This window comes from Achromobacter sp. RT286_PF, assembly GCF_059760425.1.
The window spans coordinates 25,898-46,657 of record NZ_JCBAMR010000037.1; the positions used below are offsets into that span (position 1 = coordinate 25,898).

22 protein-coding genes and 1 pseudogene are annotated in these 20,760 nt (G+C 65.1%); 20 read left to right on the plus strand and 3 right to left on the minus strand.

All coding sequences use genetic code 11. The annotated features are described in order from the left end of the window. The first annotated feature begins 57 nt into the window (after positions 1 to 57). A complete protein-coding gene (locus AC6LJY_RS22865; RefSeq protein ID WP_104144036.1) occupies positions 58 to 1,056 on the plus strand; it encodes an SDR family oxidoreductase in 999 nt (332 codons plus the stop codon). Between the two features lie 178 nt (positions 1,057 to 1,234). On the opposite strand, the pseudogene AC6LJY_RS22870 reads toward AC6LJY_RS22865, so the two are convergent. Together AC6LJY_RS22870 and AC6LJY_RS22875 are read right to left on the minus strand one after the other, a co-directional pair. Next, positions 1,235 to 2,076, minus strand: a pseudogene (locus AC6LJY_RS22870) (MBL fold metallo-hydrolase). A gap of 422 nt (positions 2,077 to 2,498) precedes the next feature. Continuing rightward, a complete protein-coding gene (locus tag AC6LJY_RS22875; protein WP_498136837.1) occupies positions 2,499 to 3,572 on the minus strand; it encodes a S24 family peptidase in 1,074 nt (357 codons plus the stop codon). A gap of 71 nt (positions 3,573 to 3,643) precedes the next feature. On the opposite strand from AC6LJY_RS22875, the gene AC6LJY_RS22880 reads away from it, so the two are divergent. From AC6LJY_RS22880 to AC6LJY_RS22970, 19 genes are all read left to right on the plus strand, one after another. Further along, entirely contained in the window at positions 3,644 to 3,883 is a 240-nt protein-coding gene (locus tag AC6LJY_RS22880; RefSeq protein WP_104144033.1) for a transcriptional regulator, read from the plus strand. Continuing rightward, complete coding sequence (locus AC6LJY_RS22885; protein WP_498136838.1) at positions 3,880 to 4,731, plus strand: YdaU family protein; 852 nt, start codon at positions 3,880 to 3,882, stop codon at positions 4,729 to 4,731. The genes AC6LJY_RS22880 and AC6LJY_RS22885 overlap by 4 nt, the downstream gene beginning before the upstream one ends. After that, a complete protein-coding gene (locus AC6LJY_RS22890) occupies positions 4,718 to 5,401 on the plus strand; it encodes a hypothetical protein (RefSeq protein ID WP_046805988.1) in 684 nt (227 codons plus the stop codon). Before AC6LJY_RS22885 ends, AC6LJY_RS22890 begins: the two co-directional genes overlap by 14 nt. 135 nt (positions 5,402 to 5,536) lie before the next feature. After that, positions 5,537 to 5,953, plus strand: a complete 417-nt coding sequence (locus AC6LJY_RS22895; RefSeq protein ID WP_498136839.1) for a hypothetical protein — start codon at positions 5,537 to 5,539, stop codon at positions 5,951 to 5,953. Beyond that, positions 5,950 to 6,231, plus strand: coding sequence for a hypothetical protein (locus AC6LJY_RS22900; RefSeq protein ID WP_046805986.1), 282 nt, complete (start codon positions 5,950 to 5,952; stop codon positions 6,229 to 6,231). Before AC6LJY_RS22895 ends, AC6LJY_RS22900 begins: the two co-directional genes overlap by 4 nt. Before the next feature lie 90 nt (positions 6,232 to 6,321). Then, positions 6,322 to 6,858 (plus strand): phage neck terminator protein, encoded by a 537-nt coding sequence (locus AC6LJY_RS22905; RefSeq protein WP_498136840.1) that lies wholly within the window; start codon positions 6,322 to 6,324, stop codon positions 6,856 to 6,858. Between the two features lie 64 nt (positions 6,859 to 6,922). Beyond that, positions 6,923 to 8,281 carry a DUF3383 family protein gene (locus tag AC6LJY_RS22910; RefSeq protein WP_498136841.1) on the plus strand — a complete coding sequence of 453 codons (1,359 nt, stop codon included), beginning with the start codon at positions 6,923 to 6,925 and terminating at the stop codon, positions 8,279 to 8,281. Between the two features lie 13 nt (positions 8,282 to 8,294). Continuing rightward, positions 8,295 to 8,723: a phage structural protein gene (locus tag AC6LJY_RS22915; RefSeq protein ID WP_046805984.1), complete on the plus strand. Its 429-nt coding sequence runs from the start codon at positions 8,295 to 8,297 to the stop codon at positions 8,721 to 8,723. Further along, positions 8,723 to 9,208, plus strand: a complete 486-nt coding sequence (locus tag AC6LJY_RS22920) for a phage tail assembly chaperone (RefSeq protein ID WP_046805983.1) — start codon at positions 8,723 to 8,725, stop codon at positions 9,206 to 9,208. Before AC6LJY_RS22915 ends, AC6LJY_RS22920 begins: the two co-directional genes overlap by 1 nt. A gap of 148 nt (positions 9,209 to 9,356) precedes the next feature. Continuing rightward, complete coding sequence (locus tag AC6LJY_RS22925) at positions 9,357 to 11,699, plus strand: tape measure protein (RefSeq protein WP_498136842.1); 2,343 nt, start codon at positions 9,357 to 9,359, stop codon at positions 11,697 to 11,699. 8 nt (positions 11,700 to 11,707) lie between these two features. After that, positions 11,708 to 12,295, plus strand: coding sequence for a phage baseplate protein (locus tag AC6LJY_RS22930; protein WP_498136843.1), 588 nt, complete (start codon positions 11,708 to 11,710; stop codon positions 12,293 to 12,295). Then, positions 12,292 to 12,624 carry a phage baseplate plug family protein gene (locus tag AC6LJY_RS22935; RefSeq protein WP_046805979.1) on the plus strand — a complete coding sequence of 111 codons (333 nt, stop codon included), beginning with the start codon at positions 12,292 to 12,294 and terminating at the stop codon, positions 12,622 to 12,624. The genes AC6LJY_RS22930 and AC6LJY_RS22935 overlap by 4 nt, the downstream gene beginning before the upstream one ends. Beyond that, a complete protein-coding gene (locus AC6LJY_RS22940) occupies positions 12,611 to 13,561 on the plus strand; it encodes a phage protein (protein WP_485801624.1) in 951 nt (316 codons plus the stop codon). Before AC6LJY_RS22935 ends, AC6LJY_RS22940 begins: the two co-directional genes overlap by 14 nt. After that, positions 13,558 to 14,253: a Gp138 family membrane-puncturing spike protein gene (locus AC6LJY_RS22945; protein ID WP_104144026.1), complete on the plus strand. Its 696-nt coding sequence runs from the start codon at positions 13,558 to 13,560 to the stop codon at positions 14,251 to 14,253. The genes AC6LJY_RS22940 and AC6LJY_RS22945 overlap by 4 nt, the downstream gene beginning before the upstream one ends. Continuing rightward, positions 14,253 to 14,621, plus strand: a complete 369-nt coding sequence (locus AC6LJY_RS22950; protein WP_104144025.1) for a contractile injection system sheath initiator — start codon at positions 14,253 to 14,255, stop codon at positions 14,619 to 14,621. The genes AC6LJY_RS22945 and AC6LJY_RS22950 overlap by 1 nt, the downstream gene beginning before the upstream one ends. A 25-nt stretch (positions 14,622 to 14,646) precedes the next feature. Next, entirely contained in the window at positions 14,647 to 16,098 is a 1,452-nt protein-coding gene (locus AC6LJY_RS22955) for a hypothetical protein (RefSeq protein WP_498136844.1), read from the plus strand. Next, entirely contained in the window at positions 16,098 to 16,763 is a 666-nt protein-coding gene (locus AC6LJY_RS22960) for a baseplate wedge 1 family protein (RefSeq protein WP_498136845.1), read from the plus strand. The genes AC6LJY_RS22955 and AC6LJY_RS22960 overlap by 1 nt, the downstream gene beginning before the upstream one ends. Then, entirely contained in the window at positions 16,763 to 18,847 is a 2,085-nt protein-coding gene (locus AC6LJY_RS22965) for a hypothetical protein (protein ID WP_498136846.1), read from the plus strand. Before AC6LJY_RS22960 ends, AC6LJY_RS22965 begins: the two co-directional genes overlap by 1 nt. Before the next feature lie 495 nt (positions 18,848 to 19,342). Then, positions 19,343 to 19,699 carry a phage tail protein gene (locus tag AC6LJY_RS22970; protein ID WP_498136847.1) on the plus strand — a complete coding sequence of 119 codons (357 nt, stop codon included), beginning with the start codon at positions 19,343 to 19,345 and terminating at the stop codon, positions 19,697 to 19,699. A gap of 3 nt (positions 19,700 to 19,702) precedes the next feature. Here AC6LJY_RS22970 and AC6LJY_RS22975 read toward each other — a convergent pair whose 3' ends face one another. Continuing rightward, positions 19,703 to 20,539: a tyrosine-type recombinase/integrase gene (locus tag AC6LJY_RS22975; protein WP_498136848.1), complete on the minus strand. Its 837-nt coding sequence runs from the start codon at positions 20,537 to 20,539 to the stop codon at positions 19,703 to 19,705. Positions 20,540 to 20,760 lie beyond the last annotated feature (221 nt).

Below are 20,760 nucleotides of genomic sequence, written 5' to 3' on the forward strand. Positions count from 1 at the left end.
TCCCTTGCTGCCCTCCCAAAGCCGCGCATGTTGCGCGCCGCTGATTGGGAGGCTCACATGTATCAACCCAGATTGAAATTGAAAGCACTGCGTGACCAGGTGATCGTCATCACTGGCGCGGGCAGTGGTATTGGCGCGGCCACGGCTAGGATGGCTGCGAAGCAGGGCGCGAAAGTGGTTTTGGCGGGCAGGCAGGAAGAGGCGTTGACCCGCGTGGCGGACGATATCGTCCAGGCGGGTGGGGCGGCTATTACCGTGGTGGCCGATGTGGGGGTTGCCGAGGATCATGACCGTATCCTGGAACAGGCCGTGCAGCACTACGGGCGGGTGGACACCTGGGTCAACAACGCCGGCGTTTCCATCTTTGGTACGTTGGAACAGGTGCCGGTCGAGGATCAGCGCAAGCTGTTCGATACCGTCTATTGGGGCGTGGTGTATGGCTCGATGGCGGCGGTGCGGCACTTGAAGCAGTCGGGCGGGGCCTTGATCAATGTGGGCAGCGAAGTGTCGGATCGCGCGGTGCCGCTGCAAGGCGCCTATTCCGCCGCCAAGCACGCGGTCAAGGGTTTTACCGATGCGCTGCGGATGGAGCTGCGCGAAAGCCAGGCGCCGGTATCTGTCACGTTGATCAAGCCGGCTTCTGTCGCAACCGGGTTTGCCGCGCACGCGCGCAATTACATGGATGTGCAGCCTAACCTGCCGCCGCCGGTATATGCGGCCGACACCGTTGCCGAAGCGATTTTGCACGCGGCGCAGTATCCGACCCGGGATCTTCACGTGGGCAGCGCGTCGCGCGCGATTTCGGCGTTGGGTCAGAATATGCCGACGCTGGCCGACCGTATGACAAGCTGGCTGTTCCGGCATCAGCGCGGTGACATGCCGGCGGGCGGCGGGTCGGACTCGCTGTACGAAGGGGGCGGCGAGCATCCGTCAACGCCGCTGCATCCACGCCGGCACAGCGTGTACACGCAACTGGCAATGCACCAACGCACTGTTCTGCTTGCTGCTGTGGTGGCGGCGGGGCTGGCGCTTTGTCTGCCGCGTGGGCGGCGTTGACGCATGGGCTTGGAAGCTGTGCCGCGCGTAACCGCGCTGTAGGCCGTGGAGCGTCTCAGGTCGTGGCCCGGGCAAAGGTTTGGGAACTGCGGCCTGAGGCGCGGCCCGAGCGCGCCATACGCAGCAAGCCTTGCACGGCTTTCACCGCATTCCGTTGGACAGTCGAATACATCGCCGGCTACGCGGGCCGTCCGGCCAGACGTTGGAACTCCTCGGTGTCGTGCCCCGAAAACACGTCCACTTCGCCGCCTTTCGTGCGGATCAGTTCGCGCAGCCGATGCTGGTTGCCCAGGCGCGCCGCGCGATCGTGGTCCAGCATGTGCTGATACATGCGCAGGCCGATGGGGCAACTTGGCCGGTCCAGCGCCATCTCGTTTGCGTGAAAGTATGCGTCGCCTGCCAGCAGCATCCAACTGGCGCCTCGGTTGACGGCGATGCCCGCGTGACCCACGGTGTGGCCTCGCAGCGGAATCATTGCAATCTCGGCGGGCAAGCCTGCCAAGGGACGCGCCCGCTTGAAGCCGTACCAGGACTCGCCGGCGGCTTCGTCGTACACCTGCCAACGTTCGCGGGACGACCATTGCTGCGGCCGAAAACGCTGGCGGTCCATCCACGTGCTTTGCCGCTGCGCCACGTCGGCTTCGGCCCGCATCATGTGCACGGTCGCCTGCGGGAAATCGTCGAGTCCGCCTGCGTGGTCGAAGTCCAGATGCGTCAGGATGATGTGACGCACGTCCGATGCGGAAAATCCCAGCGCCTCGATTTGCCGTCGGGCCGTCATGGCGGCTTTCCATTCGGGCTTCACCAGGGCCAGAAAGAACCCGCTTAGCCGGGGGCGCGGATGCGCCACGTCCTGCAAGCCCAGTCCGGTGTCCAGCAGCGCCAACCCGCCCGAATCCAGTTCCAGCAAGACGCAGTGGCAGCACAGCCGGCCGCGCGTGGCCAGCCACGATGACCGGCCGTCCATCAGCCGGCCTCCCGCGGGGCAAGTTAAATGCAGTTCAGGTGATGCACTTTCATGGAGGGGCCTCCTGATCTCAAACCGTCTCGGGGCGCGGCGGACGGACGGTGCCGCTGCGCGGGTCGGACCGCAAACCGCGTGCCGTGCAGGCGAGAGGGAAAGGCGGTGTCGGGCGACGCCTCCGAAGCGGCCCTCCGAAGCGGCCCTCCGAAGCGGGCCTGCGAAGCGGCGCCGTCGGTCAATATTGCAAGCGACGCGTAGGGATCGCACCCCGCGCGCGCACGGTGCGACTGTTAAGCGGATAGGCAGATGGCCGACTATTCAATGGCGCACCTTCGCGCCCGATGCGCGCATCCGGGATGTGCGCCCTGCGGCATGGCGATTGCTGCGTGCCGTTCGTTTATCCCGCGGCGGCGGCACGGGCAAGGTCGTGAAGGCGGTGGGTGGTGCGTAGAACGGGTGGCTAACTCGCGGACGAGCCTTACAGCAAGCGCTCGTCCACCCCATTTCGCAGGTCGTACGGCGACCACAGGATGCGTCCGACGATGCGGACTTCGCAGCCGTCTTCTTTCTCAAGCGCAAAGGGAGCGTAGGCGGGGTTCAACGATTTTGCCAGCCAGCCACCCTCGCGTCCGCGCGCGATGCATTTGACGATCATCTTGCCGCCGTGGTTGATCGCGTAGACGGTGCGCGGGTCGATTTCGCGGGGGTCGATGACGGGGTCTTCGTAGAACAGCATTGGCCCGCCGTTTTGGATGACGGGTTCCATGCTGTCGCCTTGCGCATACACGATCTTCATGCGGCTGATGGGCAGCTTGAACGACTCCAGGAATGACCGGCGCAACAGGATCTCGCCGATCTCCGTCTCGTGGTAGTTCTCGATGCCAAGCCGGCCGGCGGCCAGGCGCACGTCCAGTTCGGGGACGGGCATGAATTCCTGATCGTTGGCGGAGTAGCCGGCATTGGCGACGTGGCCGACATTGGCCGCCGTGCTGATGCGCAGCGCCTGCATGCGTTCGGCCTGATGCGTGGTGACGCCTTCTGGGTCCCAGGGGGCAGCCGGGATCGGCGCCATGGGGAACTCGTCCGCGACGCTGTCGATGCTGACGAGCGCACCGCGTTTAGGGCTTGTGTTCTTGCCCAGGCCCGCAGAACCCTTGGTCTTGACGCCCATCTGGCCCAGCGCCAATAGCAGCGCGCCTTCCAGCCGTTTGACCTGGTCATCCGCCAGCCCATGGATCAGCGATGCCGGCACGGATGGAAACGGCCATTGGGCGTCGGCCGTGGGGGCGGCAAGCGGGACGGCGGTCGACAGCGACGCGGCCTTTTTAGCTTCAGCTGCCAGACGAGGGCTGATTGCCGCCAGAGTGCAGCCAAACCCTTCGGCGTAGGCCATTGCCGCTTCGATCCCAATAGGACGGCGGCCGGTGATGTGTTGATAAATCATCGCCTGGCCGCCCTTCACGTGGTGGTCGCGAGCAAATGCCGCGCGGTTCACGCCTTCAAAGCGTGCGCGCAGGGCGGCGGCTTCCTCTTCGATAGTCCACATTTTCATATAGCAATGCTATGCAAATAAAACTATAGCATGGCTTGCTAATAAGCTGTAGCGTCGCTATAGTTTTGGCAATGAATCTACCTGATTATTTCAAGCAGGAAGGGGCGCTGACCGCTGCCATGTTCGCCCGGCTCGTGGGCGTGTCGCCCGCGCTGGTCTATCAGTGGCGCACCGGCCGCAGGCCCGTGCCGGTCAAGCACTGCGCCTTGATCGAACTCGCCACCGACGGCGCCGTCACCCGGCGCGACTTGCGCCCTTCCGATTGCACTCAAATCTGGCCGGAGCTGGCCGAAAGGATCACGGCGCAATGAACTATTACCCCCACCACATCGGCGACTTCAATAGCGCAACGCGGCATCTGACGCGCATCGAGCGCAGCGTCTACCGGGACTTGATCGAGCTCTACTACGACACCGAAGCGCCGCTATCGCAAGACATCGACAAGCTTTGCCGCTTGTTGATCGCGCGGTCCGACGACGAGCAGAACGCCGTGGTCCAGGTGCTGCACGAGTTCTTCGTGGAATCCGAGCAGGGCTGGCGACATGCTCGCTGTGACGCGGAGATCGCGCGTTATCACGGCAACAAGGAAGCCAAATCGGCAGCCGGCAAAGCCAGCGCGGCCAAACGCGCTCGGCAGGCAGGCATGCCGGCAAGGCAAGCAGCGGATCAACAGCCGTTGAACATCCGTGCAACCAACCAGGAACCACAACCAGAACCACAACCAGAACCACAGCCAAACCCACCTCCAGAACGACCACAACCCGAATCGATAATCCCGAAAGCGGCCCCCGTGCGCTCCGGCAAGCCCGCCTTCGATGCGGCCGAGTGTGCGTTGCCTGATTGGCTGGATCGCGCCGATTGGGCTTGCTGGGTGGCGGACCGCAAAGCGCGCAAGAAGCCGATCACCCAAGAGGCGGCGCGGCGCCAGCTGCAACAGCTTGCCGGCTACCGGGCCGAGGGCGTCGCGGCGCGCGACGTCATTGCCCACAGTATCGCCAGCGGCTACCTGGGCCTGTTTCCACCCCGGGCGGCGGCCCGCGTCACGGCAGCCCACCCATCGCGGCAACGCGCGCAATGGTCGTCGGAATTGCGCAGCGTGTTGGCCGAGGGCCATGTCCGGGGCGAAATTGACATGGGGGTGATCGATGCCAGTCGTTGAATCGACGGTCGGACTGGGCGCGCTGGTCGTCAACGAAATGCACTTGCTGTATGGCGCCAAGTTCGCGCAGCAATGGGAAGGCCTGACGCCGCGCGAATTGAAAGACTCCTGGAACCAGAAGCTGGCCGGCCTGACCGAAGCGCAAGTGCGGCGCGGGCTTACCGCCTGCCTGACACGGGAATGGCCGCCGACGCTGCCGGAATTCCTGAAGCTTTGCTGCCCGTGGTTGATCCCCGAACTTGCCTATCACGAAGCGGTGCGCGGCGTGTCGGCGCGGCGTCGTGGCGAGGTGGGGGACTGGTCGCATCCGGCGGTGTATTGGGCGGCGGTGGGCGTCAGCACGGTTGACCTGTTGAACAGCAACTTCGGCGCAATCAAAGTCCGTTGGGAAAGAACGCTGTCCGAAGAGTTGGCAAAAGGTGCATGGCCCGACATCCCGGCACCGCGCGCGGCGTTGCCCGCGCCCGGACAGACGCTGGCCACGCGTGCCGAAGCCGAGGCCGCGCTGAGAAAAATGGGTGCGGGAAAAATGCTGGCAGCCCGCAGCCGGTCACATCGCGAATGGATCGAACGCTGGGAGGCGCGCATCGCGTCCGGCGGGCATCCCACCAAGGCCATCGCCGACATGTTGATGCACGCCAGGCACACGGCCAAACCGGAGGGCACATGACGATGCGGCGCATGAATGATGGGCCAACGCGCGCGAACGGCGCGCCAGCTAAGGACCGCAAAGCACGGACCGCAAAGCACGGACCGCAAAGCACGGACCGCAAAGCACGGATCGCAAAGTAAGGATCGCAAAACAATGAAAATGAAAAATACACCGTCAGTACAAGCCGGCATGCCGCGTTGGGTGGAAGACGAAATTCATAACTGGGCCAGGTCGCAATGGGAAGGCGATTGGCCCGGCCCGCGCCGCATGTTGCACGAGACGCCCGACGTGTGCGAATTTCCGCCGCTGCCCGGTCACGACGATGACGACGAGCCGCTGCGCATTCCCGTGAACCATGAACGCGCGCGCCGCGTGCACGCCCTGTATGAAGCGTTGCCGCTTCTGGAGCAGCGCGTGGTTCAGGCGGAATACACGCGCCGCGCCGACTACGGGGACCTGCCCGCGCATGGCCGCCAGGACAAGGCATGCCGCGTCATCGGCGTCACGTTGCCGTACTACAAAGTGGCGCTGGGCAGCTTCAAGCAAGAAGTCTGGAGGGCGTTCCGATGAAATACGCACACGAAGTCATCGACCTGCTGGCCGCGTATCCCGGCCGCGAATTCAGAATGGCCGAGATCTTGCGGCACGTCAGCCGAGGCATGCCGTTGACGCCCGCCTCGCAAGAGGCAATGCGTCGCGGCGCGCGTCGTGTGTTGGACCATCTGTTAGACGCGGGGCATGTCCAGCGCTGCGGCGGCAACACCAAATCCGCCACGTATTCCTGGCAGCAATTGGGACATGCACTTCATAAAAACCATGCCCATTTGGGACCGGATTTGAGACAATAGCCGCGGGGCATTGCGCCCACACGAAATGCAGCCCGCCAACCGCTCCGGTTCGCGGGCTTTGTTTTTTTTCCGGAACCAACAGTGACCGACATGACGCCTGAAGACGCAATCCTTACGCTGGTGACGGCCGCCGCGGGCGGCGTGCCGGTGTTTCTTTCCGACGATGCACCGTCTGTTCCGCCGCCGCCCTGTATCGCGCTGGCCGTACGCTGGGTGCAGGCCGGCCCCGCTGAAACCGGCCCGGTCGACGCCGACGGCAATCAGCTGGTGCGTGATCATCGCGATGCCACCGTCGAGCTGCGCAGCGTGGGCGCTGCCGCCTATCGCGCCCTGGACAAGTTGGGGCTGGCACTGCGCCATCCCGTACACGAGGATCGCGCGGAAGCGCTGGGCCTGGCGGTGTTTCACGCCGGCCCCGTGCAGCGCGTGCCGCGCGATGGCAACGACGCCACCCCGGGCACGATGGGCGAGCCGCGGGGCGCGCTTGACCTGGGCATTCGCTACGCGCAGACCTACACGGATGTTGTCGGCCTCATCGAAACGGTGACCGGCAACATCACGACCACGGGCGGGCTGCTGCCTTCTTTTACAACCTCTTTTTCCGCGAAGACCGAAGCGACGAATTAACGTTCAAGGTCTTCTTAACGCTGTCCCCCCGCCGCCCTTGGGCGGTTTTTTTTTGGAGCCGCAAATGGCAAAAATCGACCGGATCGTCAATGTGGCGATCTCGCTGAACACCACGGCGATCAAGGAGCAGAATTTCTCTGACATCCTGATCCTTGGCGCACACGCGCTGGCCGTCAACCGCGTCATGGCGGTGACCGAGGCAGGCGAGCTGCTGGACATGGGCATCGCCCCGAACGACCCGCTGTACATTGCGGTGCGCGACGCCTTCAAACAGATTCCAACGGTGGCTCGCGTCTTTGTCGGCCGCCGCCAGGTGGATGCATCGCGCATTGCCGTGACGCGCGCCGCCGTGTCGGACTACGCCGTGTCGCTGTCCTGGCGTGACGCGAATGGCGTCGTGCAAAAGGTGGCTGCCAGCGTGGCGGGCGCCGCCGACAGCACGCCGCAAACGCTCGCGACGGCCCTCGCCGCTGCCATTGCCGAGACCGACGCACCGGTGACGGCCACCGCAACCGGCGCCGACGTTGCGGTGACCGCCGATGTGACCGGCCAGGCCGTCGCCATCGCCGTGACGGGCAACCTGGAATTGGCCGCGCCGATCAGCACCGAAACGCCGTCGGCCGCACTGAACGCTTGCCTGCGCGAAAACGGCGACTGGTACGGCGTGTCGCTGGCCAGCCGTGTGGAAGCGGATGTGTTGGACGCCGCCGAATGGGTGGAATCGAACGAGCGCCTGTTCGGCGTATCCAGCGCGCAGGCGGGCATCATCGACGCCGCCGTGTCCAACGACATCGCGTCGCGCTGCCAGCAGAAGCAGTACTTCCGCACGCATGTGTGGTACCACGGCCAGGCCGATAGCGAGGCGCTGGACACCGCCGTCGCCGCCAACCGCTTTACCTTTTATGCGGGGGGTGAAACCTGGGCCAACACGCGGCTTTCGGGCGTGACCTACGACAACCTGACCGAAGGCCAGGCGCTGGCCGCGCATGCGAAAAACGCCAACACGTTCGAGCAGATGCGCAACTTTGCCGTGACGCAAAACGGCAAGGTCGCCGCCGGCGAATGGATCGACGTGATCCGTGGCCGCGACTGGCTGGCCGAGCAGGTCAAGATCAACGTGGCATCGCAGCTGATCAACGCCAACGGCAAGGTGCCCTATACCGACGCGGGCATCCAGGTCCTGGTCAACGGCATCCGCCAGGCGCTGCTGCTGGGGCAGAGCCGTGGCTTGGTCGCGCCCGACGAAATCGATGACGCGGGCCGCAAGATTCCCGGCTTTGTCATCAACGTGCCGCGCGCGGCCAGCGTGTCGACCAACGACAAGGCCAACCGCATTCTGCGCGACCTGAGCTTCAGCGCCCGCCTGGCCGGCGCCATCCATGTTGCCGAGATCAAGGGCAACCTCACCTACCAACAACTGTAATCGGGGCATATCCATGTCAGTCAAAACCTACGCACCCAACCAGGTCAAGATCGTGATGGGCGCGCTGCCCATTTCGGGCCTGGCCGAAGACACCTTTGTCACCGTGACGGAGATCGGCGAAGGCATCGCCTCGGTCGTCGGCGTCGACGGCGAGGTGGCGCGATCGATGTCGCGCGACTCGCGCCTGCGCATCACGTTGACGCTGATGCAGACCAGCGCCAGCAACGCCGCCTTGACCGCGCTGCACCAGGCCGACCGCGCCACCGAGGGCAACGGCGCGGTACCGATTTCCGTGACCGACCTGCGCGGCACGTCGCTGCACGCCTCGGATTCCGCGTGGATCGTCAAGATGCCCGACGCGGGCTACGGCGCCAAGGTCGGCAGCCGTGAATGGACGATCGAGACCGGCCCGGCCATTCACGTGATCGGGGGCAATACCTGATGAGCGCCATCAAGGAAGTGAGCATCGGATCGACCGTCTTTCGTATTTCACGGTTTGATCCGTTTCGCCAGCTCAAGCTGTTGGGCGACCTGCAAAAAGAAGTGCTGCCGGCCGCCGGCTCGATGCTGACCTCGGTGTTCAGCGCGGACGGCGCCGGCGAAGGCCGCGACGAAAACGCGATGCTCAATGCGTTCCGGGAACTGTCGGCCAAGCTGGGCGGCGATGCGCTGGCCGGCTGGGCCGAGCGCTTGGTCGACCCGGAGCTGGTCAGCTTCGAACTGGCCGGCCGCGAGCCGCAGAAGCTGACGCCGGCGCACCGGGGGCTGGCGTTTGCGGACTATGCCGAGATCCTGGAGTTGCTGTTCCACATCCTTGAGCACAACTTCGCCGGCCCTTTGGCGCGTTGGGCCGGCCGCTTTGGTCCGGCCCGCGCGACGTTGGCGAGCCTGTCGGGCGGTTCGACGCAGGCTTCGAACGAGAGCTGATCATCTGGCGGCCCATCCTGGCCCGCCATGTCAGCCTGGACGCCGTCAAGCGCGGCGACGTCGATCTGCTGGACATCCTGAAGCTCAACGCGCTGATGGATGCCCAGCAGGCCGCGCAGGCCGCGGCAGATAACAAGGCGAGGTAACGATGATCGTTGTACGAGAGGTGGTGACGCTGCTGCGCTACCAGGTGGATCAATCCGGGTTGCTGGCCTATCGGCAGGCGTTCGAGTCGACGTTGCAGGCCATGGTGGGCGCCAGCGTCAGGGCGGGCGCCGCGATGCGCCTGGCGCTGGCGGATGTGCTGCCCGGCGTGGCGAACACGCCGCAAGCGAAGGCAGGGCCATCGGCAAGCGCGCGGATGCCCGGCGCGTTAATGACGATTGCGCAGATGGCCGTTGCGCAGATGACGGTTGGGCGGATGACGGTTGGCCAGATGGCAAGCCAGCGAACGGCGAATGGTCAAACCGCTAATGGCCAAACCGCAAGCGCCTCGGTCGGCCCCCGGCCTCAAAGCATTCCGGCAGCCCGCCAGCACGCGGGGGCGTTGGGCGGCCTGCGCGGTGTCATCCAGCTGACGCTGGGCGCGTCGCCGTTCAAGCGCGTCCTTGGCGACATCGACGCGTGGGTGCAGATCCAGGCGCGTTTGCTACAGGCAGCGGGGTCTGAGGGGAATGCAGGGCAAGCCGACCGCGACCTTGCCCGCGTGTCACGCACCAGTGGCACGCCGTATGCCGACAACGTCGACACGTACGCACGCTCGGCGCAGACCTTGCAAGACCATGGGCGCACGCGGCAGGAAGCCACCGGCATCACGGAAGCCGTGGCCTTGAGCATGCGGCTGTCGCAGACGCCGGCCCAGAACCGCGACGGCATCGTCACGGCACTGACGAATATGGTCGAGCAAGGCTGGTTGGACCTGGGGCAATTCAACACCTTGCCCCAGCGCATGCAGGACGCGTTGGCCACGGGGCTGAATCTAAGCCGTGGCCAATTACGTGATCAAGTGCAGGGCGGCCTGGTTACGACGGACCGGGCGTTGCCGGCATTGCAATCGCAATTGCCGGCCATGCGCACCGAAGCCGAGGCTGCGCCCGCGTCCATCACGGCAGCAATGACGGTGTTTAACGACGCCATGCAGCGCTACCTGGGCCAGGCGCTGCCGGCGGGCCGCGGCGTGTTGAACGGCGTAGCCACGTCGATCCTGTTTCTGGCCGACCACATCGACGCGGTCGTCAAGCTGCTTGCCTTGACCGGGGCCAGCATCGGGCTGGTCTCGTTGGGCAACGGGCTGAGGCGGGCCAGGGCGGTGGCGGGCGGCCTGTTTCAATCGCTGATCGCTGCCACGCGCGCCGCCCTGGGGTTGGATGCCGCGATGGCGATGCGCAGTGGCCCGGCGGGCGCCATGCAGATGCTTTCTGTGTGGACCCGGTCGATAGCGCCCATGCTGCGCATGGCGGCGGTGTTGACCACGATCTATCTCATCGGCGAAGACATCGCCAACTGGATGGCCGGGGGCGAGTCCGTCTTGGGCGGCTGGATCGGCGGCGTGGAGGAATGGCAGGACGAGCTTGATGCCGTGTCGTCCGTGCTGACGTTTGTGAAGGACCTGCTGGGCGGTGCGGGCGAGGCGCTGGGGCCGTGGATCCAGCGCTTCGGATCGATTGCCGTGATGGTCTACGGCCTGTGGCAGATCCTGTCGCCCGTCGGCGGATTCCTGCTGAACCTGGCAAGGGTCGTGGTCCCCATGTTGTGGAACGCGTTTGCCATGACACCGGTCGGCCGGATCATTTCGCTGATCGGCATGCTGGCCGTCGCGCTGTGGCAAATCTGGGAAAACTGGGACGCCATCAAGGCGTACATCTCGGCATCCTGGGATGCGCTGATGGCGATGGCCATGGATTCGTTCCTGGGACCGGTCATCGAATACATCCGGGCCATCTGGAAATTCTGGAGCGGTCTGGTCAGCGGCGTGATCGCGGCGTTTACCGGTGACTGGGACGGGGCCATCGCGCATTGGGCGGGTGCCTTCAACGGCTTGTGGACGTTTTTCTCGGACATGGGTGGCCGCATGGTCGCCACCGTCAAGGAGATCGGCCGCGCCATCCAGACCTGGGTGATCGACAAGGCACGTGCGGCAAAGGACTGGCTCAAGAGCTTGCTGCCGGGCCAATCAGGCCCCGACGCCGGCGACCAGGCGTCGGTAATGGACGGGTGGTCGCCGGACGCGGCGCCGAATTGGTTGACGACGGCAAGCAGCGCAGCGGGGCTGGTCGTGCCGCCTGTGTCCGTGATCGGTCCTGTGCCGATGCGCGTCGGCGCCCCGTTCAGCTTCCAAAGCAGCAACAACTTCGTCGTCAACGTGGCGTCCGGCGATCCTCTAGTGGTGAAAAAAGCGGTTGCCGATGCCGTGAGCCAGGGGCAGCAACGCGGTCTTCAAAGCCTGCCGCACTGGTACGACCTGACGCCCGGCGTTGAAAGCCCCGGATAGGAGCCCTAATGAACTTTGTTTCCATGATTTTGGGATGGAATGGCGGCAGCAGCATCGGCACCTTGCCCCTGGATGCGCTGGTCAACGAAACCACCCAGCTCAACAGCCGAACAACGTCATTCGCCGTGGAAGACGGCCCGCCGGTCACCGACCACGTGGGCCAGGATCCCGAGCAACTGACGCTGGCAGGGTGGGTGACTGCCGCCGACATCAGCTTGCTGGGTGGCTTTCGCAGCGCGGCCTTGGGCGCCGGCCGGTCAAAGCTGATCGGCGCCAAGGACGCGCTGCGCAAGATCCATGCGGATCGCCTGCCCATCACCATCACGACGGGGATGGACGTCTACGTGGACTTCGTGATGGAAAGCTGCTCCATCGGCCGCACCAACACCGCGGGCGACCGTTACGAGCTGTCCGCCACGTTCAAGCGCATCCGCAAGGTGACGTTGCGGCAGGCGGACATTCCTCCGGAAAAAACCTCGGGCAGCGCGACGGGCAAGGCCGGGTCGACCAAGGCCAACGCGGGCAAGCAAAGCGGCGTGCCCGCCAGCCCGAAGCAACGCGACACTTACAACTCGGCAAAGGGTTTGACCCCATGATCCAGATACTCGTACCGGACGCCAACGACAGCCTTATCGAATTGGAGCTGGACGGCATGACGGTGTTCTTGCGGCTGTCCTGGAACAGCGAGGCCCAGCAATGGGTGCTGTCGATCGAGAACGCCTACAACGAGCTGGTCGTTGCCGGCATCGCCGTGGTGCCGGACACGCGCTTGCTGGCGGGCTACCGCCATCTGCCCGTGCCCCCGGGCGAACTGGTGGCCTTGGCGCCGGACCGTCGCGACACCATCAGCCGGTCGGCGCTGCCGTCGGGCGAAGTGGCGTTGCTGTACGTCAACGCGGCGGAGGTGGTTGATGGCAAGGTTTGATCGCGTCTACCGCCTGCTGGTCGGCAAAAGTGGCGCGCGCGGCCTGGAAATCATGCCCCCGATGCGCATCACGTTCGATATCGCCAAGACGGCGGCCGAAGAGCCCAACGACGCCAAGATCAGCGTGTACAACCTGGCCGAGCAAACCCGGCGTTCGTTGGAAGAGCCGGGCTTGCAATGCGTGCTGTACGCGGGCTATGCCGAAGAGGGCGGCCCCCTGTTGATGGCATCGGGCAGCATCGTCTTTGCCTATACGCGCTATGGGCCGCCGGACGTCGTGACCGAACTGACGGTCAAGGACGGCTATATCGAAGTGCGCGATACGGCGGTGTCGATCGGCCTGGGCCCGGGGGCGCGCGCCCGCGACATCATCCGCGACATCGCGCGGCAGATGGGCTTGCCGCTGGTCATGGCCGACGATGTGCCCGACCGTCGTTGGGAGCACGGGTTTTCTTTCTACGGCGCGGCGCGCACCGCGCTGCACAAGGTCACGCAAGGGACCGGCCTGGAATGGTCGGTTCAGAACCAGCAATTGCAGGTGGTGCAGCGGCTGGGCACCACGCGGCGCCAAGCCGTTGTACTGGCCGTGGACAGTGGCCTGTTGGGCCAACCCGAACGCACGCGTGAAGCGGCCACTGAAAAGGCGAAGTCGAAAGGAAAGGCGTCGGTACAGGCGGGGGCACGCGCGCCTGCGGCCGGCGCCGTGGCGGCCAAGCCCGCCAGCGCCCAACAACAGCGCGACGGCTGGAAGGTCAAGTCGCTGTTGCTGCCCACCATCAGCCCCGGCGACCTGGTCAAGCTGGAAAGCCGGTCCGTCCAGGCGTTTCAACGCGTTGAAACCGTGCGTCATACCGGCGATAGCGAAGCCGGTGACTGGCAAACGGAGTTGACCCTGGTGGACACCCAGGCCGCGCCATCCAAAAAGGAACAGACATGAGCAATGCGGTAACCCTTATCCGCCGTCTTATCGCCACGGAATTGGCGGATATCTATACGACGCTGCCCGGCGAAGTGGTCGCGTATGACGGCACGTTCGTCACGGCGCGCCCCACGCTGGCCAAGCGGCTGGCCAATGGCGAAGTGCTGTTGCCGCCCCAGGTGGTGCGCGTGCCGGTGTGTTGGCCGGTGGGCGATGTGCACGGCGCGCAGGCGTTGATCTCGGTGCCGCTTGCGCCGGGCGATGCGATCAAGCTGTCTTTTTCCGCCCGTGCATTGGAAAACTGGCTGGGGGGTGATAACGGTCCGCCGGACGATCCGCGCCAGTTCGATTTGTCTGACGCGTTCGCCTCGCCGCTGCTGCGGCCGGGCACGATGGCGGCGGACACACAGAACGTCAGCATCCAGTACGGGCCGGGGACGTTGAAGCTGTCGCCGGCCGGCGACCTGACGTTTCATGTCAAGACCTGGACGGTGCAGGCGGAACAGGCCACCTTCAACACGCCGGTCACGATCAACGGGCCGCTGACCTATACCCAGGGCATGGCGGGCGAGGGCGGCCAGGGCGGCGCGTCGATGCGCATTCGCGGCGGCGTGGCCTATGAAGGCGGCGCGATCACCCATAACGGCACGAACATCGGCGACGCGCACCGTCACCCCTACGCCGGTGGCACGACGCAGGGGCCGCTCTGATGGCACTGGACCTTGCTTTATCCCCCGACCGCGATCTGGACCTGGACCTGCTAGGCCGCGCGTCATTCGTGGATGGCGCCGACCGTATCGCGCAGCAGATCAACACCACCTTGCTCGCCTTCATGGGCGAGTGGTTTCTGGACACGACCTTTGGCGTTCCGTACTTCGAAGACGTCCTGGTGAAGTCGCCCGATCGGTCCGGCATTGAAGCCATCTTCCGTGCGCGCATTCGCGCGGTGCCGGGCGTGACGCAGGTCAGCGCGATGCAGCTGCAACTGGAACGCCAACTGCGCGTGCTACGCGTGACCTACCAGGCCGACACCACCTTCGGGCGACTGGAACGCGTGGTTTTGCTGCAAGCGTCTTAACCCCCTTATTTTTGTCGAGGTAACTATGGCCTACGGTGTCACACCGGACGGGTTCGTCCGACCACGCCTGCCCGAAATCCGCCAGGAAATCGTGGCCGACTTGCGTGCTCGCATGCAATCGGCCGGGTTCAATGGGGCGGTGGAAACCCGCCCGGACAGTATTACCGGCCTGCTGATCGACACCTTCGCGGAACGCGAAGCCACGTTGTGGGAGCAGGCTGAAGGCGTCTACTACGCGATGTATCCGGGCTCGGCGACGGGCGTCTCGCTGGACCGCGCCGTGTCGTTCACCGGCGTGTCGCGCTATCGCGACGAGCCCTCGCGTGCCTATGTGGTGCTGTATGGCGCGGCGGGCACAACGGTGCCGGCCGGTGCGCAAGCGCGGCATCGCGTCAGCCAGAACTTATGGGGGCTGGACAGTGCCGTGCAAATCCTGCCGGGCGCGGCAGCGGATGTGACGCTGCAACCCGCCGTCGCTGCCCAAACCGCCTACACCGTGTCGATCGACGGCGTGGACTATGCCTACACCAGCGGCGTCACGACGAATTTGCCGCAGGTGCTGGCGGGCTTGGTGGCCGCGCTGAATGGCAGCGGGCTGGCGGTATCCAGCGACGGCGTCTCCGTGCGGCTGCATACGGACGGGCGGCAGGCAGCGTCATTCGCGTGGTCCCCCGCGTTGTCATTGGTTCGTCTGGGATCGCCCGGCCTGATGACAACGGTGGACGCGTCCGACGAAGGGGCCGATGTAGGCGACCTGAATGGCATCGTGACGCAGGTGGACGGGTGGGACGCCGTCAACAATCTGCAAGCGGGTGTGGCGGGACGCCTGGCGGAAACCGCCGCCCAGCTGCGGGCCCGCTACACCACCGGCCTGTTTCGTCTGGGCGCGGCAACGCTGCCCAGTATTGCGCCCAACGTGCGCGACCGCGTGGCCGGCGTGCGCGTCGTGAGAGTCTTCATGAACAGCACCGACGTGCCGGACGCACAGGGCCGCCCGCCGCACAGCGTGCACGTGGTGGCCGACGGCGGGCTGGATGACGAGGTGGCCGATGCCATCTTTCGCGTGGTGGCGGCGGGCATCGACACCCACGGCCAGCGTCAGGTGGTGGTCAAGGATGAAGAGGGCGCCAACCATCTGATCCGTTTCGACCGGCCTGAACGCGTCTACCTTTGGGTGCGTTGCGCCACGACACTGCTGCCGCCGTCCGAGCAAGCATTTCCGCCCGACGGCTTTCAGCGCATCGCCCAGAGCCTGGCGGCGGTGGGCGAGGGCTTCACCATCGGCGAGGACGTCGTCTTGCAACGGCTTTACGGCGCCATCTTTCGCACGCCGGGGCTGGCGTCCGTGGACCTGGCGCTGGCGTTCTCGACCAACCCGGCCTTCACGCCCGCGCCCTCGGACTTTCGCGCGGCCAACGTGGCGATCCAGGACTTCCAGGTGGCCGCGTTTGACCTGTCGCGCATCGAGGTGACGTGATGGATCTGCATCAGAACCACGGGCAGGTTGCCTGGGGCCATTGGCTGGGCCAGTTTCAAACCAAGCGGCGGTTGGAGGCGCTGGTCAAGGCGCTGCTCAAACCCGCGGACGGGCTGCAAGGCGCGCTGCGGGCGCTGTACGAAGACCGCTGGCTGGACACCGCGGTGGGCAGGCAGTTGGACGGCATTGGCGAGATCGTCGGCTTGCCGCGCGTGATTGATGAAGCGATCTACCTGCAATTTTTCGGGTTTGAAGGGCAGCCTAGCGTGGGAGGCTTCGGCCAGGCGCGCTTTCGCCGCGCCAATGAACGGCCCGTGGCCGGCTCTACCGCGCTGCTGGACGCGGAGTATCGCAAGCTGCTGTATTGGAAGATCGCCTTGAACAACGGGCATGGCACCACGCCGGAGATCGTCCGTTCGCTCAAGCCGATCTTCGATGTGACCCGGGTCGTGGTGCAAAACGCCGGCAACGCAAAGATCCGTATCTGGGTCAGCCGCATTCCCGGCCCCAACGACCCACTGATGGCCAACCCCTACAAGTGGGTGCCCCAAGCCGCCGGCATCGGCGTGCAACTCATCACCGGCTCGACTGACAAGCCCTTCGGCTTTCGCGAGCAAGGTTTCTTTGGCTTTGGCGTCGGCGTGCTGGCGCGAGGGATTTACTGATGGCAGACCCTACTTTCTTTGACCTTTTCAAATCGACCTGGGCGCAAAACGGCCTGACGGAAGACATCACCGACCAGCAGTACAAGACCGGTTGGTCGTTCATCGGATCCGTGCCGCCTTCGGTCGAGCAATTCAACAAGGTGCAGCAGACCACCGACGAACGGCTGGCCTGGCTGTACAAGCAGTTGGACGGCCTGGCCGAGGTCACCGGCAGACCGCTGGCGGCCACGAGTTTCGATGCGTTGAGCTACGCGCAACAGAACCTGAACGCCGCGAACCTGAAGACCGGCACGGTGCCGGTGGCGCGTCTGTCCGGCACGGCCACGTCGTTGACGGCGGGTGCGGCGACAAAGCTGGCGACGGCGCGCACCATCGCCGCCACCGGCGACGCCACGGGTACCGGTTCGTTCGACGGGTCCGCCAACCTTTCCCTGGGTCTGACGCTCAGCCCCAGCGGCGTCACGGCCGGCAGCTACGGCAACGCGAATGCGGTGCCGACGTTCACGGTGGACGCCAAGGGCCGCGTGTCCGCCGCCGGCGAAGTCGCCATCGGCAACGCGGCCACCGCAACCAAGCTTGCCTCGGCCCGCACGTTCTCGGTCACGGGCGGGGCAACGGCGGCCGGCGTCAGCTTTGACGGGTCGGGCAACGTGGCGCTGAACGTGACGGCGCTGGACGTCTCGAAGGCATCGGCCGGCACCTTGCCCGTGGCGCGCGGCGGCACGGGCCTGGCAACCGTGGCGGCAGGTTCGTACGTGACGGGCGCGGGAACCGGCGCGCTGGTGCCTCGCACCCCAGCGCAGGTGCTGGAAGACATCCAGGCGCTGCCCAAGACGGGCGGCGATATCAGCGGGCCCTTGGTGCTTGGCACGGGCGCGGCGATCGGCGCCCAGTACGGAACGAATACCGCGTCGGGACGCACCGCGCATGTCCTGCTGCCGGATGGTGGGGGTTATTCCACGCACACCGGCACCGTGGTTGGCGCGATGAAAATCACGTTGCCCGCCGCGGCGGTCGGCGCGAACACGATGCTGCGTTTGCGGGTGGATGTCTTCGAGTACCTGGACGGCGTGCCGCCGGTGTCGTTGTTGATCCATGGCTACGTGCAAACAACGAAGGCGTGGGCACGCTGCGGCGCGACGGTGCTGGCGGGCAGCGCGGCTTCCGATCTGCCTGTCCGGTTCGGTTCGGACGCGGCGGGCCTTCCATGCATCTGGATCGGCGACACAACCAAGTCCTGGTCATACGCAAGCGTGACCGTGTCGGAAGTGCAAGCCAAATACAACACCTCCGGCGCGTCGGTGGCTGGTTGGGGCGTGGGTTGGAAGGTCGAGCCGGTGACGGCGTTTGAGACCGTGTCTCAAGTTGCGGAAGGCGGCAATCTGGCCTTCGCCCGATCGGATATCGCGCGAGTGAACGGCTTGCAGGCCGCACTGGACACCCGCATCCCGGCGGTGTCGCTGGCCAACTTGCCAACGACCAACATCGGCCCGGTTCTGGTCGCCGAAGTCGCCGAAGTGTGGATTTGGGTCTCCACCAGTTTCTATACCGGTTACCGCTCCCCGCTTTGCGGCCGACCGCTGGACGGCCACACCGTGGCCCCGTTGCCGAACGAGGTGGACGCGGTGGGCGGCATCCTCCAGAAGTCCGCTTACGCCGCGTTGTGGGGGTACGCGCAGGAAAACGGCCTGGTTCTCACCCAGGCCAATTGGGAAGCGCGCAGGGGCGGCCACTACTTCGTCAACATCGACGCCACCACGTTCCGCGTCCCGGATTTGCGCGACATGTTCCGCCGGTTTACCGGAACTGACGCTGACACTGCAAATGTGAGAGCGCTGGGAAGCCGGCAGACCGACGCCATCCAGCGGGTGACCGGAACGCTTTTCGACATTGCCGCCGGAGCTACCGGGGCAGCAAGCGGCGCGTTCACCAAGACCCGGGACGTCGGAACCATCTATTCCGTCAGTCAAGTGGCCGGCTATCTGAGGTTCATGGACGTGGTTATGTCTCTGTCGGCCGGCGCACGCACGTCGGACGAAACCCGATCTTTGAATACCGCCTTCCATCCGAGAATCCACGCCTAACGTGCGTTGCACTGCAAATGCGAGGGTGCTGGGCAGCAGGCAGACTCAGCAGGTGCAAGGGCACGCGCATCCGGGCATAAATATTGACGGCAGCTCATACCAAGTGTCCTCGATTACAGCCACCGGTTTGGCCTTCGCTGCCAGCGCGACTTACGGCATTAGGTCGGGCGTCAGCAACCTCGGTATCAACCCATCGGGGGGCGCGGAGACGCGCCCGGTGAACGTCACATACCAGCCGCGCCTTCACACTTAAATTACGCGTGTATTCGAGGGTGGTAGGCGGCGTTCACCGGCCTGGTTTCGGCCCCTCCAGCCGTCGTGGTCAACCCCCAGCCGCCCGTCGCAGCCGAGCTTGCAACGTCAATCAGTCCTCCCGAGCCCACGGCGATAGAACGGGATGAAAGCTGATGACTGTGGGCCAGAAAGGCATGTCCTTGACGGCTGCCTAACGTTCTCGCATTTGCAGTGCAAATTTCATTTCTAAGGAAAACCGATATGCAAAAGGAAGTCTTTCAGACTGACGATGATGGCCTGTACCTGTACAAGTCTGTTGCCAACGAGCTGGCGCTTACGCCCGGTGTGTTCAATATCGCCTATGGCGCATATGTGGACGCGCCACCGGAACCGCCTGCCGGCAAGCGGCCTCGACGCGTAGGGAACGCGTGGGTCATGGTCGAGGATCATCGCACCACGCCGTTATGGGTGGTGGAGACGGGCACCCCGTATTCAATCGGTGCCGAGTATGAAGACGCCGGCGGCAAGGTGAGCTACCCGGGATGGGGAAAGCTGCCGGCTTGGCTGACGTCGGTCGCTCCCCCGAAACCGGCCGGGCAGGCGTCTGAAAACGCGTAGCCTTTACGCGGCCAGCGGCATGGCCTGCGAATCGATATCGCGTTCCAGGCGCATCTCTTCCAGTTGGCGGCGCCCCAACGGGCTGCGCGTCAGCTTTTGGGCCAGCTCGCGGCCGTGTGGGTGGTAGTAGCGCAGCAGCATCCGCGTGTCCACGTTGCCGTTGACCTTGGCCAGTTCATGGATCTGGAACACCGTGGCAAGCTGCGATGTCCCCTCGTGCCGCAGGTCATGAAACCGCAGGTCGCGGAAATAGGCGCTGTTCGGCCTGCGTCCATGTTGGCGGCACAGATCTTCATAGCGCAAGCGAGCGCGCCTGCGAGCCCGAATGAAGGCGCGCGTGACGGAAGCGGGCTGCATACTGAAAATCCGGCCCCGCAAAGGTTTGCCCGTGACCCACCGCCGCAACGCTTCACGCGCGCGCGGTGTCAGCGGAACGTTACGCGCGCGCCCGTTTTTTGTATGCGGCAGGTGTACCACCCTATGCATAAGATCCAGGTGTTCGCGCAGGATGCCGACGACCTCGGACCGACGCATGCCAGTCTCTTTGGCCACGATGAGGATGGTGGGTAGCTCTATCGACCGCGAGGCGCGGATGATCCATTCCAGTTCCTTGGCGGGACAGTCGTCGTTCGAGACCCCGCGCAAGGTGATGCGCTCGAACAGGCGGCGGTCGCGCGCGTCGTCAACCGCCGGCCGTCGCACCAACTGGACCGGATTGGCCAACTGATCGAAACCCCAGTCTTTTCGGATCACGGTGTAGACGTGCGACAGAAACGCCAAGCGCCGGACGACGGTGGCGGGCGCCCTGTCCTTGAGCCATTCGTCTCGCAACTCGGTCAAATCCGAGCTGCGGATCCGGTCGACCGGCCGGATCGCCAAGCGCGTGCCGCGCCAGATACGGGCGATGGATTGCTCTGCGGCCTGCCCCTTCTTGGTAATCGAGACCTCGGCCAGATAACGCGTTAGCGCGTCGGCCAGGGTGGGGGGGGGGTGGGCTTGCGGCGGGGTTGACGGCGGGACCAGGGTTTCATGGGCAAAAGGCCCGATTTGAACTCACATCC

Bases quoted from the DNA above. Each gene is read 5' to 3' on its own strand.
- AC6LJY_RS22865 (WP_104144036.1), top strand. From the start codon at position 58: ATGTATCAACCCAGATTGAAATTGAAAGCACTGCGTGACCAGGTGATC.
- AC6LJY_RS22875 (WP_498136837.1), bottom strand. From the start codon at position 3,572: ATGAAAATGTGGACTATCGAAGAGGAAGCCGCCGCCCTGCGCGCACGC.
- AC6LJY_RS22880 (WP_104144033.1), top strand. From the start codon at position 3,644: ATGAATCTACCTGATTATTTCAAGCAGGAAGGGGCGCTGACCGCTGCC.
- AC6LJY_RS22885 (WP_498136838.1), top strand. From the start codon at position 3,880: ATGAACTATTACCCCCACCACATCGGCGACTTCAATAGCGCAACGCGG.
- AC6LJY_RS22890 (WP_046805988.1), top strand. From the start codon at position 4,718: ATGCCAGTCGTTGAATCGACGGTCGGACTGGGCGCGCTGGTCGTCAAC.
- AC6LJY_RS22895 (WP_498136839.1), top strand. From the start codon at position 5,537: ATGAAAATGAAAAATACACCGTCAGTACAAGCCGGCATGCCGCGTTGG.
- AC6LJY_RS22900 (WP_046805986.1), top strand. From the start codon at position 5,950: ATGAAATACGCACACGAAGTCATCGACCTGCTGGCCGCGTATCCCGGC.
- AC6LJY_RS22905 (WP_498136840.1), top strand. From the start codon at position 6,322: ATGACGCCTGAAGACGCAATCCTTACGCTGGTGACGGCCGCCGCGGGC.
- AC6LJY_RS22910 (WP_498136841.1), top strand. From the start codon at position 6,923: ATGGCAAAAATCGACCGGATCGTCAATGTGGCGATCTCGCTGAACACC.
- AC6LJY_RS22915 (WP_046805984.1), top strand. From the start codon at position 8,295: ATGTCAGTCAAAACCTACGCACCCAACCAGGTCAAGATCGTGATGGGC.
- AC6LJY_RS22920 (WP_046805983.1), top strand. From the start codon at position 8,723: ATGAGCGCCATCAAGGAAGTGAGCATCGGATCGACCGTCTTTCGTATT.
- AC6LJY_RS22925 (WP_498136842.1), top strand. From the start codon at position 9,357: ATGATCGTTGTACGAGAGGTGGTGACGCTGCTGCGCTACCAGGTGGAT.
- AC6LJY_RS22930 (WP_498136843.1), top strand. From the start codon at position 11,708: ATGAACTTTGTTTCCATGATTTTGGGATGGAATGGCGGCAGCAGCATC.
- AC6LJY_RS22935 (WP_046805979.1), top strand. From the start codon at position 12,292: ATGATCCAGATACTCGTACCGGACGCCAACGACAGCCTTATCGAATTG.
- AC6LJY_RS22940 (WP_485801624.1), top strand. From the start codon at position 12,611: ATGGCAAGGTTTGATCGCGTCTACCGCCTGCTGGTCGGCAAAAGTGGC.
- AC6LJY_RS22945 (WP_104144026.1), top strand. From the start codon at position 13,558: ATGAGCAATGCGGTAACCCTTATCCGCCGTCTTATCGCCACGGAATTG.
- AC6LJY_RS22950 (WP_104144025.1), top strand. From the start codon at position 14,253: ATGGCACTGGACCTTGCTTTATCCCCCGACCGCGATCTGGACCTGGAC.
- AC6LJY_RS22955 (WP_498136844.1), top strand. From the start codon at position 14,647: ATGGCCTACGGTGTCACACCGGACGGGTTCGTCCGACCACGCCTGCCC.
- AC6LJY_RS22960 (WP_498136845.1), top strand. From the start codon at position 16,098: ATGGATCTGCATCAGAACCACGGGCAGGTTGCCTGGGGCCATTGGCTG.
- AC6LJY_RS22965 (WP_498136846.1), top strand. From the start codon at position 16,763: ATGGCAGACCCTACTTTCTTTGACCTTTTCAAATCGACCTGGGCGCAA.
- AC6LJY_RS22970 (WP_498136847.1), top strand. From the start codon at position 19,343: ATGCAAAAGGAAGTCTTTCAGACTGACGATGATGGCCTGTACCTGTAC.